This window comes from Kribbella sp. NPDC059898, assembly GCF_042730855.1.
GTDB lineage: Bacteria > Actinomycetota > Actinomycetes > Propionibacteriales > Kribbellaceae > Kribbella.
On the sequence record NZ_JBHWKR010000010.1, the window covers coordinates 96,099 to 113,106 of the forward strand.

14 protein-coding genes are annotated in these 17,008 nt (G+C 70.3%); 9 read left to right on the forward strand and 5 right to left on the reverse strand.

Translation table 11 applies throughout. From position 1 onward, the window contains the following. Positions 1 to 71 precede the first annotated feature (71 nt). From ACFV9C_RS28420 to ACFV9C_RS28430, 3 genes are read left to right on the forward strand one after another with little or no spacing between them, the layout of a single operon-like run. Positions 72 to 1,271: an amidohydrolase family protein gene (locus tag ACFV9C_RS28420; protein WP_380198397.1), complete on the forward strand. Its 1,200-nt coding sequence runs from the start codon at positions 72 to 74 to the stop codon at positions 1,269 to 1,271. A gap of 33 nt (positions 1,272 to 1,304) precedes the next feature. Beyond that, positions 1,305 to 2,939, forward strand: coding sequence for an amidase family protein (locus ACFV9C_RS28425; RefSeq protein ID WP_380198399.1), 1,635 nt, complete (start codon positions 1,305 to 1,307; stop codon positions 2,937 to 2,939). Between the two features lie 20 nt (positions 2,940 to 2,959). Further along, positions 2,960 to 3,766 carry a MerR family transcriptional regulator gene (locus ACFV9C_RS28430; RefSeq protein ID WP_380198402.1) on the forward strand — a complete coding sequence of 269 codons (807 nt, stop codon included), beginning with the start codon at positions 2,960 to 2,962 and terminating at the stop codon, positions 3,764 to 3,766. On the opposite strand, the gene ACFV9C_RS28435 is transcribed toward ACFV9C_RS28430, so the two are convergent. Genes ACFV9C_RS28435 through ACFV9C_RS28445 form a run of 3 tightly spaced genes read right to left on the reverse strand, consistent with a single transcriptional unit; the run spans position 3,753 to position 6,603 of the window. Further along, positions 3,753 to 4,244: a DUF3830 family protein gene (locus ACFV9C_RS28435; RefSeq protein WP_380198404.1), complete on the reverse strand. Its 492-nt coding sequence runs from the start codon at positions 4,242 to 4,244 to the stop codon at positions 3,753 to 3,755. The two genes, ACFV9C_RS28430 and ACFV9C_RS28435, sit on opposite strands and share 14 nt — an antisense overlap. Then, positions 4,241 to 5,626 (reverse strand): amidase, encoded by a 1,386-nt coding sequence (locus tag ACFV9C_RS28440; RefSeq protein ID WP_380198407.1) that lies wholly within the window; start codon positions 5,624 to 5,626, stop codon positions 4,241 to 4,243. The genes ACFV9C_RS28435 and ACFV9C_RS28440 overlap by 4 nt, the downstream gene beginning before the upstream one ends. Further along, on the reverse strand, positions 5,623 to 6,603 hold the full coding sequence (locus tag ACFV9C_RS28445; protein WP_380198409.1) for a D-2-hydroxyacid dehydrogenase: 981 nt from the start codon (positions 6,601 to 6,603) through the stop codon (positions 5,623 to 5,625). The genes ACFV9C_RS28440 and ACFV9C_RS28445 overlap by 4 nt, the downstream gene beginning before the upstream one ends. Positions 6,604 to 6,670: 67 nt before the next feature. On the opposite strand from ACFV9C_RS28445, the gene ACFV9C_RS28450 reads away from it, so the two are divergent. Genes ACFV9C_RS28450 through ACFV9C_RS28460 form a run of 3 tightly spaced genes read left to right on the forward strand, consistent with a single transcriptional unit; the run spans position 6,671 to position 9,835 of the window. Next, a complete protein-coding gene (locus ACFV9C_RS28450; RefSeq protein ID WP_380198412.1) occupies positions 6,671 to 7,432 on the forward strand; it encodes an Asp/Glu racemase in 762 nt (253 codons plus the stop codon). Between the two features lie 23 nt (positions 7,433 to 7,455). Then, entirely contained in the window at positions 7,456 to 8,640 is a 1,185-nt protein-coding gene (locus tag ACFV9C_RS28455; RefSeq protein ID WP_380198414.1) for a M24 family metallopeptidase, read from the forward strand. Between the two features lie 4 nt (positions 8,641 to 8,644). Further along, positions 8,645 to 9,835 carry a PLP-dependent aminotransferase family protein gene (locus ACFV9C_RS28460; RefSeq protein ID WP_380198417.1) on the forward strand — a complete coding sequence of 397 codons (1,191 nt, stop codon included), beginning with the start codon at positions 8,645 to 8,647 and terminating at the stop codon, positions 9,833 to 9,835. On the opposite strand, the gene ACFV9C_RS28465 is transcribed toward ACFV9C_RS28460, so the two are convergent. After that, entirely contained in the window at positions 9,832 to 12,681 is a 2,850-nt protein-coding gene (locus tag ACFV9C_RS28465; protein ID WP_380198419.1) for an FAD-binding and (Fe-S)-binding domain-containing protein, read from the reverse strand. The genes ACFV9C_RS28460 and ACFV9C_RS28465 overlap by 4 nt on opposite strands. Before the next feature lie 93 nt (positions 12,682 to 12,774). Between ACFV9C_RS28465 and ACFV9C_RS28470 the strand changes: the two genes are divergently transcribed. Both ACFV9C_RS28470 and ACFV9C_RS28475 read left to right on the forward strand, forming a co-directional pair. Continuing rightward, complete coding sequence (locus ACFV9C_RS28470; RefSeq protein ID WP_380198422.1) at positions 12,775 to 13,503, forward strand: maleate cis-trans isomerase; 729 nt, start codon at positions 12,775 to 12,777, stop codon at positions 13,501 to 13,503. Further along, positions 13,500 to 14,150, forward strand: coding sequence for a GntR family transcriptional regulator (locus ACFV9C_RS28475; RefSeq protein WP_380198424.1), 651 nt, complete (start codon positions 13,500 to 13,502; stop codon positions 14,148 to 14,150). The genes ACFV9C_RS28470 and ACFV9C_RS28475 overlap by 4 nt, the downstream gene beginning before the upstream one ends. Before the next feature lie 19 nt (positions 14,151 to 14,169). Here ACFV9C_RS28475 and ACFV9C_RS28480 read toward each other — a convergent pair whose 3' ends face one another. Next, positions 14,170 to 15,630 carry an NAD-dependent succinate-semialdehyde dehydrogenase gene (locus ACFV9C_RS28480; RefSeq protein ID WP_380198426.1) on the reverse strand — a complete coding sequence of 487 codons (1,461 nt, stop codon included), beginning with the start codon at positions 15,628 to 15,630 and terminating at the stop codon, positions 14,170 to 14,172. A 76-nt stretch (positions 15,631 to 15,706) separates the two neighbouring features. On the opposite strand from ACFV9C_RS28480, the gene ACFV9C_RS28485 reads away from it, so the two are divergent. Next, the gene (locus ACFV9C_RS28485) at positions 15,707 to 16,960 is read left to right on the forward strand and encodes an aspartate aminotransferase family protein (protein ID WP_380198428.1); all 1,254 of its coding nucleotides are present in this window, start codon (positions 15,707 to 15,709) and stop codon (positions 16,958 to 16,960) included. Positions 16,961 to 17,008 lie beyond the last annotated feature (48 nt).

The following is a 17,008-nucleotide window of genomic DNA, read 5'->3' on the forward strand; positions in this document are numbered from 1 at the left end:
TAGAACGGCGGGTTCGGGCCTCGGGTGCGCATTCGACCGTGAAGGGTCGGGCTGGGGCATACTCCGGGGCGATGGGGTTTGTTGGGTTGATCGCGGAGGGGTGGCTCGGGGTGAGGCGGGTGGTGCTGCATTCGGGGGTGGTGGTGGATGTTGGGGTGGGTGAGGTGCGGGGTGCGGATGTGGTGATTGCCGGCGGTCGGATTGTGGACGTCGGGGTTGGGTTGGACGGGGACGACGGGATCGACTGCACCGGGGCGCTTGTGGTGCCTGGGTTTGTGGATTGTCATACGCATGTGTGTTTCGGGCCGGCGGGGATGGATGGGTTGCGGGTGCCGCGGTCGGCTCGGGTGTTGTCGGCGGTTCCGGCGTTGCGGACGTTGCTGCGGCTCGGTGTGACGACGGCGCGGGACGCGTGGGGTGCGGACGCGGGGGTGCGGCTCGCGATCGCGAACGGGTGGATCGAGGGGCCTGATCTGCAGCTGAGTCTGCGACAGGTCGGTACGACGGGAGCGATCGGGGACCTGTGGGCTCCACGTACGGGGACGCTCGACTACTACGACGACCCGTCGCTGCCGGATCCGATCTTCGACGGGGCGGATGCGGGGCGAGCCGTCGTACGGCGGATGGTGCGGGCGGGTGCGGACTGGATCAAGGTGACGGCGACCGGGTCGCTCGCGCTCGGGACCGGCGTACACGATCTGCAGTTGACGTTCGAGGAGATGGCCGCGGTGGTCGACGAGGCGGCGCGGCGTGGTGGGCGGCGGGTGATGGTGCACGCGCATGGTGCGCGGGCAGCGGAAATGGCAGCGCGGGCCGGCGCTGCGAGTGTGGAGCATGGGACGTACTTGGACGCCGGCGCCGTCGAGGCGATGGCCGAGAACGACACCTGGTACGTGCCGACCTTGTCGGTGACGCAGTCCGATCCGGAGCACGCGCCGGACGGAGCGGCCGAGGCGCATCGGGAGTCGATGCGGTTGGCGATCGACGCGGGGGTGCGGATCGCGATGGGGACGGACAATCCGGTACGCCCGTACTCGGAGGCGTTGTGGGAACTGCGGCACCTGTCCGCGGCCGGTCTTGGTGATGCGGGCGCATTGCGCGCGGCGACCATCGACGCGGCGCGGTTGCTCGGGCTGGCGGACGATCGGGGCGAGATCGCGGCAGGCAAGCGGGCGGATCTGTTGGTGCTGGACGGTACGACGCTGGACTGCACGGCTGTGGAGGAGCGGATCCGGCGGGTGTTTCGCGACGGGGTCGAGGTGGGGCGTTGACTCTCACACTGTGTCAGACCGTAGACAATCGGCATGTTCACAGCTGGAGAGATCGCGGAGCGGATTCGTACGGGGCAGACGACGTCCCGGGAGGTCACCGAGGACCTGCTCAGGCGGATCGCGGCTGACACCGAGGTCAACGCGGTGGTCGAGGTACGCCGGGAGCACGCACTGGCCGCAGCGGCTACCGCCGACGCACAGCTGGCACACGCGGCACACGCAGCGCCCGCGGCACGCACAACACCCGCAGCACACACGGCAGGCACAGCACCCGCAGCACCCGCAGCACGCACCACGAGCACGGCACCCACGGCGCCCACAGCAGGCACGATGCCCACAGCAGGCACGGTGCCCACAGCAGGCACGGTGTCGGCAGCAGACACGGTGTCGGCAGCAGACACGGTGTCGGCAGCAGACACGGTGTCGGCAGCAGACACGGTGCCCACGGCACGCACGGCGTCCACGGCACGCACGGCGTCCACAGCACATGCGGTGCCCGGTGGCCGGACCGTGCACGGAGGGCCCGCGGTTGAGGGGACCCGGCTTGGGCCGTTGCACGGCGTACCGATCACGGTGAAGGACTGCTTCGACGTCGCAGGCATGCATACGACCTGGGGCAACCCGGCGTTCGCGGACTTCATCGCGGACGAGAACGCGGTGATTGTGCAGCGGTTGGAGCGGGCCGGCGCGCACGTTGTCGGCAAGACGAATGTTCACACGATGCTGGGCGACTTCGGGCAGACGGTCAACGAGGTGTTCGGGCGTACCAACAACCCGGCCGACCTGACCCGCACTCCAGGCGGCTCCTCGGGTGGAGCAGCCGCGGCGCTGGCGGCGGGGCTCACGTATCTCGAGTACGGCTCCGACCTGGTCGGCTCGATCCGGCTGCCGGCGGCGTACTGCGGCGTCTACGGACTGAAACCGACCAACGGACTCGTCCCAGAACGCGGCTTCCAGATCCCCGGTACGCCGTACGTCCCCAGCGAACTGCCCAGATTGTCAACAATCGGACCACTCGCCCGCTCCGCCGCCGACCTGCGGATCGCCCTCCGCGCAACCGCCGGCCCGGAGGCGCCGTACTCCTACAACCTCGCAACCCCAAGGCACCGGAACCTGAAGGACTACCGCGTCGGCATCGTCACCGACCACCCCGCCGCACCGGTGACGAGCGACGTAGGTGACGCGCTCTCCGACACGGTCGACCGCCTCGCCGCGGCCGGCGTGAAGATTGTCGACAGTTGGCCGTCCGGCGTCGACCCGAATGAACAGGCCGAGGAGTTCGGCCGGCAGGTGGAACTGTTCTTCGCGCTCCACGGCGGCGAACCGACCACGATGACCGTCGACCACCTGCTCACCACCGAACGCAACCGGCTCGCCGCCCGGGCGAAATGGCAGCGGTACTTCGAGGACGTCGACGTGTTCCTCTGCCCGACGAGCTTCACGGTCGCGTTCCCGCACGGCTCGACGACGATCGAAGGACGCCCGTACGAAGCGCAGGTGTTCTGGATCGCCCACGCCTCCCTGACCGGCCATCCCGCGCTCAGCATGCCGATCGGCCGTACGGCGACCGGTCTCCCGACCGCGGCGCAGGTCATCGGCCCGTGGCACGAGGACGACACCGCGATCACGTTCGCCGAACTGCTCGCCGAACACCTCGGATCCCGCTAGCGAGCTGGTTGACTGTCGGCATGTTCGCAATCGGCGAGTTCGCGCGGCACGGCCGGGTGTCGGTCCGGATGCTGCGGCACTACGACGCGATCGGGCTGCTGCGGCCGGCGTACGTCGATCCCGCGACCGGGTACCGCAGCTATACCGCCGCCCAGCTCGCCGACCTGAACCGGATCGTCGCGCTGAAGGACCTCGGCTTCTCGCTCGAGCAGGTCGACACGATGATTGCCGACAATCCGACGCCGACCGAACTCCGCGCGATGCTGACGATGCGCCGCGCGCAACTCGAGACCACCCTGGCCGAGAGCTATGCCCGGCTCGCCCAGGTCGAGGCGCGGCTCCGCGGCCTGGAGGCGGACATCCCCGCCAAGGACATCGTCGTCACGGAACTGCCCGCCGTACGGCTCGTCGGCCTGACCGCGACCGCGCCGAGCTTCACCCCGGACGACATCACGCCCGTGGTGCACCCCCTCTGCGCGGAACTCGGCCGCCGCCTGCCGCACGCCGGCGTACGACCGGCCGGTCGCCTCACCTGCCTGTACGAGCAGGAGACAGACATCGTCGTACGGGCGACCGTCCCGGCCGCGGTCGATGCCGAAAGCAACCTCAACGGCCTGGAGGTCATCGACCTACCGGCAACGCAGGCGGCGACGCTCGTCCACCGCGGCCCCATCGACCAGGTCCTCCCGTCCTGGCAGGCGCTCGCCCGCTGGCTCGAGGACAACGGCCGGCGCGCCGCCGAGCCGGCCCGCGAGCTCTACCTCGACACCCCGGAGAACCCGGAGGACTGGGTCACCGAGCTGCAGCAACCGTTCACAGCAGGCTGAACGACAGCGTCTCCCCGCGCGCCCCGCCCATCCACAGGTCCTGGCACGCCGCGGCGAACTCCTCGAGATTCTCGGTGACGGCCCCGAACACGTTCCCGGGCACCCAGCCCTGATCGCCGTTGATCAGCAGGTTGTTCCGTCCGTAGAACACGGCGAGGTCGACGATCGACCCGGTCGTACCGGTGCCGGTCGTGTTCTCGTAGCCGTACGCCGGATTCCCGAGGTCATCGGAGTCGAACGAGAACCAGCACAGGTCCCCCGGGATCGGAGTGATCGTGGTGTTCTCCTTTCCCGGGTCGCGCGCGAACCCGGGCAGTAACGTGTAGATCTCGTTCCGCGCGTACTTCCCGTGGAACACCGGCGCCGACAGCGGCAGCGCGTCCCACACCGCCGCGCACGTCCGCGGCGCGACGTCGTCGAGCAGCTTCGCCACGCAGCTGACGCCGCGCTTGTCCAGGCTGACCGTGATCTGCTTCATCGTGCCTCCAAGCTCGGGGTACGCCGATGCCAGTCGGTCGCGGCCTGGTACGCCTCGCCGACCCGCAACGTCAGATGGTCGGCATGCCGACGGCAGACAATCTGCAATCCGACCGGCAGACCGGTCTTCGTCAACCCGCACGGCACCGTCAGCGCCGGCTGCTGAGTGAGGTTGAACGGATACGTGTACGGCGTCCAGTCCGTCCAATCGGGCGACGCCGATCCGTCCGGGACGTCCTGCCCGACGGGGAACGCCGTGATCGGCAGAGTCGGCGTGACGAGTACGTCGTACTGCTCGTGGAACCGTCCCATCAGCGTGCCGAGCTCCATCCGGACCGCGGTCGCGTCGAGGAAGTCCGACGCCGTGTACGCCGCGCCCTGCTCGGCGACCCTGCGCAGCCCGGGATCAACCCGATCGTCAACACTGTGACCAGACAGCACTTTGGCCGCTCCGGACCACCAGAGCACGTTGAAGGCGTCGATCGGGTCCGCGAACCCAGGGTCCACCTCCGTCACCTCGGCGCCGAGTCCGGCGAGGACGTCGACCGCCGAGCGCACCAGCGCCTCGACCTCAGGATCGTTCTGGACGAACCCGAGATCCGCCGAGAACCCGATCCGCAGCCCGGCAACCCCGTCGTCCAACCCGTCCAGGAACGACCGGCCCGGCGTCGGCATCGCCGACCAGTCCCGCGGGTCGTACCCGGTCACGACGTCGAGCAGCGCCGCCGCGTCGCGCACGGTCCGCGTCATCGGCCCCGCGTGCGACAACGTGCCGAACGCGCTCGGCGGGAACAGCGGGATCAGCCCGTACGTCGGCTTCAACGCCACCGTGCCGGTGAACGCCGCCGGGATCCGCACCGAGCCACCGCCGTCGGTGCCCAGCGACCACACGCCCATCCCGAGCCCGACCGCCGTCGCGGAGCCGCCGCTCGAACCGCCCGAGGTCTTCGCCGGATCCCACGGGTTGCCGGTCGCGCCGTACGTGTAGGAGTCGGTGACGCCCTTCCACGAGTACTCCGGGGTGGTCGTCTTGCCGAGGATGACCGCACCGGTCTCGCGCAGCCGGGCGACCGACGGCGCGTCCTCGGCCCATGGCCCGGCCGGGTCGATCATCGTGCTGCCGCGCAGTGTCGGCCATTCTTTGGTCCACAGTGCGTCCTTGATCGAGGTCGGCACCCCGTCGCCGGGGCCGAGCGGCCGGCCGGCGCGCCAGCGGCCCTCCGACTCCTTGGCCGCGGCCAGCGCACCCTCGGCATCGACCAGGACGAACGCGTTCACCTGCTCGTCGTACCGCTCGATCGCGTCCAGCGCGGCCTGGGTCGCGTCGACCGGGGACAGCGCCCCGGTCCGGTAGCCCTCGACCAACTCGGTTGCCTGAGTCATCGATCTCCTGTCGGAATGTAGCCGAGCTTCTTGTCGACCATGTTCAGCAGCGGTTCGCCGGCCAGCCAGCGGTGCGCGTTGTCGGCGAACTGGGCCGCGAGGGTGTCCCGCCAGCCGATGACGTCGCCGGACATGTGCGCGGTGACCGTCACGTTCGGCGCCGACCAGAGCGGGTGGTCCGGCGCCAGCGGCTCGCGGTCGAACACGTCCAGGGTGGCCGCGATACGCCCGGTGGCCACGGCGTCGAGCAGCGCGCCTTCGTCGACAATCGGGCCCCGGGCAACGTTGACGAGATGCGATCCCGGCCGCATCGCAGCCAGTACGCCGGCATCGACCAGCCCTCGGGTCGCCGCGGTCAGCGGCGCCGCGAGCACCACGTGATCGGCCCAGCCGACCTCGGCGGACAGATTGCCACTGGCAACGATCTCGCCGAAGTCGGGGTCGTCCCCACGCGCGACCCGGCCGGCGCCCCGCACCTGCAGGCCCGCCGCGCCGAGCAGCCGGGCGGTGGCACGGCCGATCGCCCCGGTACCGACGACGAGCGCCTTCGCGCCGAGGACGCTCCGGGTCTCGCGGTGCTGCCAGCGGTGCTCGCGCTGCAGGTCGAAACTGCGCCGGCTGTCCTTGGCGTGCGCGATCACCGCTCCCAGCACGTACTCGGCGATCGGGCGGTCGAACACCCCGTGTGCGTTGGTGACCACAACTGCCGAGTCCCGCAGTTCGTCGAAGAGCAGCGTGTCGACGCCGGCCGCCGTGACGTGGATCCACTCGAGCGATCCCGCGTCGGACCAGACGTCGCGGACTGCGGTCGAGAAGAAGTCCCAGAGCAGGAGTGCCCGAGCACCTCGTACCGCGGCCCGCAACCCGTCGGCGGCGCAGTACCGGAAGTCGATCGGCAGGCCGTCCAGACCCGCCGGGCGGTCCGTCGCCCGCTCGCAGAGCACCGCGACGACTGGGCGTTCCACGGGGGCCGGCACAGCTTCGAGGCTAGGAACTCGTTGGTAGGATTGTCAACAATCTGCCCTGGGCCGCACACTGACTCGCATGAGCACGCGTCCCCTCACCAACCCGATGCCGGCAGCGGTCCCACCGCTGCTCCAGACCGGCATCGGCGTCGTCGCGCCGTACGACTTCGCGCTCGACCGGGAGCTCTGGCGCTGGGTGCCCGACGACGTCACGTTGCACCTCACCCGGACGCCGTACGCCCCGATGGCCGCCACGGTCGAGATGGCGTTGCACATCTCGGATCCGGGGCTCATTGCCCGGACGACGTACAACGTCCTCCCGGTCGCCCCGCTGGCGGTCGCGTACGCCTGTACTTTCGGCAGTTTCGTCGGTGGGCTCAACGGTGAGCTCGCGCTCGTGGACGCCATGGTCGGCGCCGGCGCACCGGCCGCGGTGACCACGAGCGGCGCCCTGCTGCTCGCGCTCCGGCGGCTCGGGATCAACCGGATCGCGACCGTCACGCCGTACACCAACGACCTGACCGCGGGCCTGTCCGCGTACCTCGCCGAGGCCGGGATCGAGGTGGTCGCGACGGCCGGGCTCGGGCTGATCGCGCAGATCTGGGCGGTGCCCTACGAGACGACGGTCGAACTCGTGCAGACTGTCGACAATCCTACAGTCGAGGCGATCTTCATCAGCTGCACCAACCTGCCGACGTACGACGTGATCGCCGGGCTGGAGGCGGCGCTCGGCAAGCCGGTGCTGACCGCGAACCAGGTCACCATGTGGGCGGTCCTGGAACTCGTCGGGCGCACCGGCATCGGGCCCGGCCAGCACCTGCTGACGGCGAGTTGCCCATGAGCGAACCGGGAAGAGGCGAGTCCGTGTCCGACCTGCTGGAGCAGGCGGTCGAGCCCGACGAGTACGCCGGCCGGCTGGCCCGGGTCCGCGCCGTCCTGGCCGAACGCAGCCTCGGCGCGCTGGTGGTCAGCGATCCCGCGAACCTCTTCTATCTGACCGGGTACGACGCGTGGTCCTTCTACACGCCCCAGTGCCTGCTGGTCCCGGCCGACGGCGAGGTGCAGCTGTTCGCGCGGGCGATGGACGCGGCCGGGGCGTCGTACACCTGCAATCTGCGCGCCGACCAGATCCACGGCTATCCGGAGCGGCTGGTGCACCGGCCGGACGTCCATCCGTACGACTGGATCGCGGACGTCTGCCGCGACCTCGTACCGGCCGGCACCGACGTCGCGGTCGAGGCAGACGCGCATTACTTCACGCCGCGCGGCTACCTTGCCCTCGGCAACGGACTGCCCGGCCGCCGACTGGTCGACTCGGCCGAGCTGGTGAACTGGGTCCGGCTGGTGAAGTCGGAGCACGAGCTCCGCCAGCTGCGGATCGCGGGCGGGATCGCCGAGCAGGCGATGCGGATCGCGCTCGACCAGCTCCGGCCCGGCCGGCGGCAGTGCGACCTGGTCGCCGAGATCCTGGCCGCGCAGGCCACCGGTACACCGGAGCACGGCGGTGACTACCCGGCGATCGTGCCGATGCTGCCGACCGGCAACGCCGCCGGTACGCCGCACCTGACCTGGACGGACCGCCCGTTCCGCACCGGCGAGGCGACCACGATCGAGCTGGCCGGCGTCTTCGGCCGGTACCACGCCCCGCTCGCTCGGACGATCGTGCTCGGCGCTCCGCCGCAGCGGCTCCGCGAGACCGCGAAGATCGTGGCCGACGGGATGCGTGCCGCGCTGTCGACAATCCGGCCAGGTGTCACCGGCGGTGCGGTGCATGCCGCGTTCAACGACGTGATCGCCGCGCACGGCCTGGTGAAGGAATCCCGGATCGGGTACTCGATCGGTATCGGGTACCCGCCCGACTGGGGCGAACGCACCGTCAGCCTGCGCCCCGAGGAGACCACCGTGCTGACCGCGGGAATGGCGTTCCACGTCATCCTCGGGATGTGGATGGACGGCTGGGGCTACGAGCTGTCCGAGCCGGTGGTGGTCACCGCCGACGGAGTGGAACGACTGACCGGTCTGTCCCACGAACTGACGATCAGGAGGTAAGCCCTTGTCCGCACTCCCGTACGCGGCCCGCGCGACCGGACTCGTAGGTTCGGTGATCGACTCGAGTACGTCGCTCCTGCACAAGCAGACCCACGACATCGTCCGCTTCGCGATGGGTTCGCCCGCGGCCGAGGCCGTACCGGCGCAGATCCTGTCCGCGATCGCGGCCGCCGAACTGGCCCGCCCGGACGCGTACGACTACGCGGCGACCGAGGGCGATCCGCCACTGCACGCCGCGTTGCTGGAGATGCTGCGCGGCACGAGCGACGAGACCACCGCGGACCGCCTCACCGTTACGGCCGGCGGCATGCAGGGCCTCGACCTGTTCTGCAAGATCTTCGTCGACCCGGGCGACCTCGTCGTCGTGGAGTCCCCGACGTACACGAACGGCAGCGCGACGGCACTGTCGTACGGCGCGGAGCTGCTCGAGGTACCGGTCGACGCCGACGGTATGATTGTCGACAATCTACCGAAGCTGCTGGCCGGACGGCGACCGAAGGCGATCTACACGATCCCGACGTTCCAGAACCCGTCCGGCGCGACGCTGTCGCTGGCGCGGCGGCATCAGCTGCTCGAGCTGGCCCGGTCGTGGGGATCGATGGTGATCGACGACGACCCGTACGGGCTGCTCCGGTTCGCCGGCGATCCGCTGCCGACGTTGCGGGAGCTGGGCGCGGGCGATCCGCTGGTGTTCTCCGTGCGGACGTTCTCGAAGATCGTCGCGCCCGGCCTGCGGGTCGGGTGGGTCGACGCGGATCCCGAGCTGCAGCAGTTGCTGATCAACGCGAAGCAGGCGATGGACACGTGTACGAACCTGCCGGCGCAGCGGCTGCTGGCCGGGTTCCTCAGCGGTGGTCATCTGGAGGAGCACCTGGTGCGGCAGCGTGCGGAGTACCGGACGCGCAAGGAGGCGATGCATGCCGCGCTGAGGGAGCACTTCGGCGACATCGCGCGGTGGACGGATCCGGAGGGCGGCTTCTTCCTCTGGGTGACGCTGGAGAACGGCGTCAACACCCAGCAGCTGTTCGAGGTCGCGCTGGCGGAGGGCGTGGCGTTCATCCCCGGTCCGGCCTTCTCCCCCAGCGGGCGCTTCGCCGACGCCTTCCGGGTCTGCTTCGCGTCGACGACCCCCGACCGTATCCAGGAAGGCGTCACCCGGCTCCGCCGCGCCGTCGACAAACTCGCCACCAACTAACTGCCACCGCTGTCCGGGAGACCTGAGGCGAGTACCTCCGCCAGGTGCCGGGCGGTCCGCGGGGTGCCCTGAGCGATCTGGGTCCGGCAGCTGAAACCGTCGGCGAGAACAGCTGTTGTCGACGGCAACGAGCGTACGGCGGGTAGCAGCGTGCGTTCGCCGACCGCCTTGGACACGTCGTAGTGGTCGCGCTCGAACCCGAAGTTGCCCGCCAACCCGCAGCAACCAGGCGCGGCGAGATCGCTGTCGATCCCGGCGGCCGCCATCAGCTTGCGGTCGGCGTCGAACCCCAGCACCGCGTGCTGATGACAGTGCGGCTGGACGAACGCCTCTCCCCCGACCTGCGGCGGCGTCCAGCCGGCAGCGACGAGGAACTCGGAGAACGTCCGAATGCCGGCACTCGCCAACCCGGCAAGAGGATTGTCGACCAGCGCGGGCGCGTCATGCCGGAACGCCGCCGTACAGCTCGGTTCGAGGCCGACGATCGGCGTACCCGCGGTCAGATGCGGAGCCAGCACGGCCAGCGACCGGTTGAGAACGCGGCGCGCGGTAGTGAGCTGCCCGGTCGAGATCCACGTGAGGCCGCAGCAGACCGGCTTGTCAGGCAGGACGACTTCGAAGCCGGCGTCCTCCAGTACGGCGACCGCGGCCCGCCCGATCTCCGGCGCCAGGTAGTTCGTGAAGGTGTCCGGCCAGAGCACCACCTTCCGCCCGGCGGCCGCCGGCGTACGACCCTTGAACCACTGGGCGAACGACTGCGCAGCGAAGCCGGGAACGTCGCGCTCAGCGGCGATTCCGCCGAGGCGTTTCGTCAACGGCAACGCAGCGAAGCGGTTGGCGAGCCTCGGAGCGCGCGACGCGAGCCGGGACCACAGCGGCAGCCACCCCATCGACCAGTGCGACAGCGGCCTGGCCCACGGCCGGCGGGCGTAGTGATGATGCGTGAACTCGGCCTTGTACGTCGCAATGTCGACGTTCACCGGGCAGTCCGACAGGCAGCCCTTGCAGGACAGGCACAGGTCGAGGCCGTCCCGTACTTCGGTGGACCGCCACCCGTCCGTGACCAGGTCGCCCTGCAGCATCTCCCAGAGCAGGTGCGCCCGCCCGCGCGTCGAGTGCAGCTCCTCGCGCGTCACCTGATAGCTCGGGCACATCACGCTGCCCGACGTCTGCCGGCACTTCCCGATCCCGACGCACCGGCGCTGCGCCTGCGCGAAGTCGTGCCCGTCCTCCGGATAGCTGAAGATTGTCAACAGTTGACGATCCTTCGCCGGGCCGTCGTGCCGGATGCCGGCGTCCAGCGGCGGCGGGTCGGCGATCATTCCCGGATTCAGCACGCCCGCCGGATCCCAGATCCGCTTCAGCTCACCGAACAGCGCGACCCCGTCCGCGCCGTACATCCTGGCCAGCAGCTCGCCCCGCGCCCGCCCGTCGCCGTGCTCACCGGACACCGACCCGCCGAGCCCGACCACCAGGTCCGCGGCCTGCTCGACGAACTCCCGGTACGTCGCGATCCCAGGCCGGCTCAGCAGGTCGAAGTCGATCCGCATGTGCATGCAGCCTTCGCCGAAGTGCCCGTACGACGCCCCCGACAACCCGTGCCGTCCGAGCAGCTCGTCGAGCCCGCGCAGGTACGCGCCGAGCCGCTCGGGCGGTACAGCGGCGTCCTCCCAACCGCCCCACGCCTCCGCCCCGTCCGCGCGCCGGGTCGCCAGACCCGCGGCGTCCGTACGGCAACGCCACAGCACGGCTTGCGCGCGAGGGTCGGTCACCAGCGACGCGGTGGCACCCGAATCGCGCAGCTCCGCCAGCATCGACCTGGCCGCGGCCGCGGCGTCCGCGTCGTCCGAGCCGCCGACCTCGACCAGCAGCCAGGCGTTGCCCTCCGGCAGACCGGCATGTACCGCGGCATCACGGACTTCCGTCGGCAACCGGTCGACGAGCTCGTTGTTGATCGACTCCATCGTCAACGGCGCATGCCGCAGTACTACTGGCACACAGTCCGCCGAAGTGATCGAGTCGGCGAACCCGAGCACGCACAGAACCCTTGCCTTGGGCAACTCGACGAGCTCGACCGTCGCCCGGAGCGTCGCAGCCAGGCCGCCTTCGCTGCCGGACAGCAGCCCGGCGACGTTGTAGTCACCGAGCAGCCGGTGCAACGCGTACCCGGAGATCTGCCGGGTGAACTGCCCGAACCGCCGCCCGATCAGCAGCTCGTGCCGCTCCGCGAAGGCCTGAAGCGCCCGGTGCAGTTCGCCTTCCCGCCCAGGCCGCGCCGCGGCGACCGCCCGATCGGCATCCGCGTCGACCGTCAGGCGGGTGCCGTCGGCAAGGACCAGCTCGAGCGATCGCAGGTTGTCGGCCGTCGTCCCCCAGGCGACCGAGTGCGCGCCGCAGGCGTTGTTCGCGATCATCCCGCCGAGCGTCGCCCGGCTCGCCGACGACGGATCCGCGCCGAACGCGAGCCCGTGCGGCTTCGCGGCCGCCAGCAGATCGGTCAGGACGACACCGGGTTCCACCAGCGCGGTCCGTGCCCCGGCGTCGAGGTCGAGGATCCGGTTCACGTGCCGGGACGCGTCGATCACGACGCCGCCGATCGCGTTGCCGGCCATCGACGTACCGCCGCCCCGGACGACCACGGGTGCACCGGCTGCCGCGGTCAGCGACACCGCCGCGGCCAGGTCGTCGACGTCGAGCGGTACGACGACGAGATCGGGGACGGCGCGGTAGTTCGAACCGTCCGCCGCGTACAGCGCGCGGGTGCGGCGATCGTCGGCCGCCGTACCCCGGAGCTCCCGACGGAGCGTGGTCAGCAGGGCCTGAGCGTCGTACGCAGAGTTATCCACAGGGTGCCTCGCAGCGGACCCGGGCTCCGGACGCTCTGGGGTTAACATTGTCGACAATCTACCTATTCGGTGCACATCAAGCCAGGAGGTCCGATGGTCACGGTAGGGCTGCTCTATCCCGGACACAGTGCCGAGGACGACTACTCCATGCTCGAGGCGAAGCTGAACGGACAGGTCAAGCTGCCGGTCGTGATCACCTCGGTGGGCGAGGACGCCCATCGCGTGGACGCGCTCCTCGACCTCGGCCGGGCCGAGCGTCTCGCCGAGGGCGCCGTGCAGCTCAAGCAGGCGCAACCGGACTCCGTGATGTGGGCGTGCACCTCGGGCAGTTTCGTGTTCGGCCGCGAGGGCGCGAACATCCAGGCGGGCGGGGTCGCGCAGGCGGTCGGCGTACCGGCGTCGTCCACCTCGATCGCGTTCGTCGAGGCCTGCCAGGCGATGGCGATCGACCAGGTCGCGGTTGCCGCGTCGTACCCGGAGGACGTCGCCCAGCACTTCGTCCGGTTCCTCGCCGCGGCCGGCATCGAGGTGGTGTCGATGGGCAGCAGCGGGATCGTCACCGCGGCGGAGGTCGGGACGCTGGAGCCGGAGCAGGTGATCACGATGGCGAAGGCCGCCAACCACCGCGACGCCGACGCGGTCCTGATCCCGGACACGGCGCTGCACACGCTGGGAATCATCGACGAGTTGGAGATCGCCACCGGCGGCGCGGTGCTGACCGCGAACCAGGTGACGGTGTGGAAGGGTCTGGAACTGGTCGGCCCGGTGCCGTCGCTGCCGGATCTCGGGATGCTGTTCGTGCAAGGGGAGAATCAGCTGTGACAAGTTACATCGAGCCGCTGGCACAGGAGTCGACGCCGAGCATCATCGCCGACAAACTGCGCCAGGCCATCAGCCACGGGGAGTTCAAACCCGGCGCCCAGCTCGTCGAGGCCGACCTGGCCCGCAAGCTCGGCGTCAGCCGCGGTCCGTTGCGCGAGGGGATGCAGCGGCTCACCCAGGAGGGGCTGCTGGTCCCGATCCGGAACCGCGGCCTGTTCGTCATCGACATGAACCCGCCCGACATCCGCGACATCTACTACGCCCGCGAGGCGATCGAGCAGGCCGCGGCCCTGCTGATCCTCCGCGACGGCGACTTCGAGACCGTCGGGCTGGACCTGCACGCGATCGCCGAGCGGATGAAGCCCGTCCGCCACGATCCGGCCGCGGTCGGCGAGATCGACATCCAGTTCCACGAGCACCTGGTCCGGGCCTCCGGCAGCCCGCGGCTGGTGCGGATGCACCGGACCTCGATCATCGAGACCCGGATGTGCATCCACGCGCTGGAGGCGACGTACGCCGACGAGGACAACCGCTACCTCGAGCACCGCCGGATCGCCGCGGCGATCCGCGACTGCGAGATCGAGCGCACCGACGAACTGCTCTCCGACCACATGCAGGACGCCATCGAACGCCTCATCCACAAGTAGCCCGGCCGGCCCAGCCGGCTCAGTTGCCGATCGCGATGCCGATGTACTTGGTCTCCAGGAACTCGTCGATGCCGATCGCGCCGCCCTCGCGGCCGAGGCCGGACTGCTTGACGCCGCCGAACGGCGCGGCCGGGTTCGACACCACGCCCTGGTTGAGCCCGACCATCCCGGTCTCGATCGCCTCGGCCACCCGGAGCGCCCGCCGCAGGTCGTTCGTGAACACATAGGCGACCAGCCCGTACTCCGTGTCGTTGGCGGCCCGCACCACCTCGTCCTCGGTGCTGAACGGCGTCAGCGGCGCGACCGGCCCGAAGATCTCCTGGTCCGCCATCGCCGCCTCCCGCGGTACGCCGGTGAGCACCGTCGGCGGGTAGAAGTACCCGTTGCCCGGGGCAACCTCTCCGCCGGTGAGCACGGTCGCGCCGCGGCCGACCGCGTCCGCGACCAGCGCGCGCACCTTGTCCCGGCCGGCCTCGTCGATCAGCGGGCCGACGTTCACGTTCGGCTCGGTACCGCGGCCGACGGTCAGCGCCCCCATCCGCTCCGCCAGCCGGCGGCCGAACTCGTCGATCACCGAACTGTGCACAAAGATCCGGTTCGCCGCGGTGCAGGCCTCGCCCATGTTCCGCATCTTCGCCGCGATCGCGCCGGTCACCGCCTCGTCCAGGTCGGCGTCCTCGAACACGATGAACGGCGCGTTGCCGCCGAGCTCGAGCGAGGTCCGCAGCACCTTCTCCGCGCACTGCTCGAGCAGGATCCGGCCGACCCGGGTCGAGCCGGTGAACGACAGTTTCCGCGCCGCCCCGGACCGGATCAGCGGCTCCATCACGCCGCCTGCGTCCATCGCGGTGACGCAGTTGACCACTCCCGCGGGCAGGCCCGCCTTGGCCAGGATCCCCATCAGGGCAAGCATCGACAGCGGTGTCTGGTGCGCGGGCTTGATGACGCTCGTGCAACCGGCCGCGATCGCGGGGCCAAGCTTGCGGGTGCCCATCGCCATCGGGAAGTTCCACGGCGTGATCAGCAGGCACGGGCCGACCGGCTGCTTGGTGATCAGGAACCGCGCGGTGCCGGCCGGCGCGGTCTGGTACCCGCCGTCGATCCGCAGCGCCTCGGCGGCGAAGTGCCGGAAGAACTCGGCCGCGTACGCGATCTCGCCGCGCGCCTCCGCCAGCGGCTTGCCCATCTCCAGCGTCATCAGCAACGCCAGCTCGTCGACCCGCTCCATCAGCAGCCGGTACGCCGTCATCAGCAGGTCGGACCGCTCCCGCGGCGAGGTCCGGGCGAAGTCCGGCTGTGCGGCGACCGCGGCGTCGAGCGCGGCCCGCCCGTCGGCCGGCGACGCGTCGGCGACCGCGCACAGCACCTCGCCGGTGGACGGATCGACGACGTCGAACGTCCTGCCGCCGGTGGCGTCGGCCCATTTCCCGTCGATGAACAACCGCTTCTCGACGGCCTGGACCACGGTGGACTCGTCCATCTGCACCCCTTCACCGGCCTGAACTGCTGAGGTAGGATTGTCAACAATCTACCATCCTACGGTTGGAGGGAAGTCCGTGGCCGAGCTCTCGCAGATCCTGAAACAGGCGACCGGCGTGGTCGCCGCCCGCGGTGTGGGTGTGCAACTGTTCGACGAGGACGACCGCCGGTTCCTGGACTTCACCGCCGGCATCGGCGTCACGTCGACCGGGCACTCCCATCCGCGAGTGGTCGCGGCGGCGCAGGAGCAGGTCGGCCGGATCATCCACGCGCAGTACACGACCGTCATGCACCGGCCGCTGCTGACGCTGGTCGACCGCCTCGGCGAGGTGCTCCCGCAGCACCTCGACCGGATGTTCTTCGCGAACTCCGGCAGCGAGGCGATCGAGGCCGCGCTCCGCCTCACCCGGCAGGCCACCGGCCGGCCGAACGTGATCGTCTTCCACGGCGGCTTCCACGGCCGGACCGTCGCCGCGGCGTCGATGACGACGTCCGGCACCAAGTTCCGCTCCGGCTTCAGCCCGCTGATGGCCGGCGTGCACGTGTCGCCGTTCCCGGACCCGGGCCACTTCGGCTGGCCGGTCGAGCAGGCGACCGACTTCGCGCTCAGCCAACTGGACTACGTGCTGCAGACGTTGAGCACGCCCGCCGACACGGCCGCGTTCTTCGTCGAGCCGGTGCTCGGCGAAGGGGGCTATGTCCCAGCAAATGAACGGTTCTTCGCCGGCCTGCGCGAACGCGCCGACGCCCACGGGATCCTGCTGGTTGTCGACGAGGTGCAGACCGGCTTCGGCCGGACCGGCAAGTTCTGGGGCGGCGACCACTTCGGCTCGCACCCGGACGTGCTCGTCACCGCGAAGGGGCTCGCGTCCGGCTTCCCGCTGTCCGGGATCGCCGCGTCGTCGGAGCTGATGGACAAGGCCTGGCCCGGGTCGCAGGGCGGCACGTACGGCGCGAACGCGGTCGCCTGCGCGGCGGCAATCGCGACACTCGACGTGATCCAGGACGAAGGGCTCGTGCAGAACTCGGCCGACCGTGGCGCGCAGCTCAAGCAGGCGCTGCAACTGGTCGCGGACAAGCACGAGCAGATCACCGACGTCCGCGGGCTCGGCCTGATGATCGGCAACGAGTTCCGGGACGCGGACGGCAAGCCCGACGCCGCGACCGCCACCGCCGTACAGCAGGAAGCCGCGCGCCGCGGACTGTTACTGCTCACCTGCGGCGCCTGGGGTCAGGTCGTGCGGTTCATCCCGGCGCTGGTCGTCTCCCCCTACGAGGTCGACGAGGCGGCCGGCCTCTGGTCGGACGCCGTCTCCGCCGTCCTCGACTGAACAGCAGCAGGCCAGCCTTTCCGGAAACAATCCCGCGGTATGCGGCGA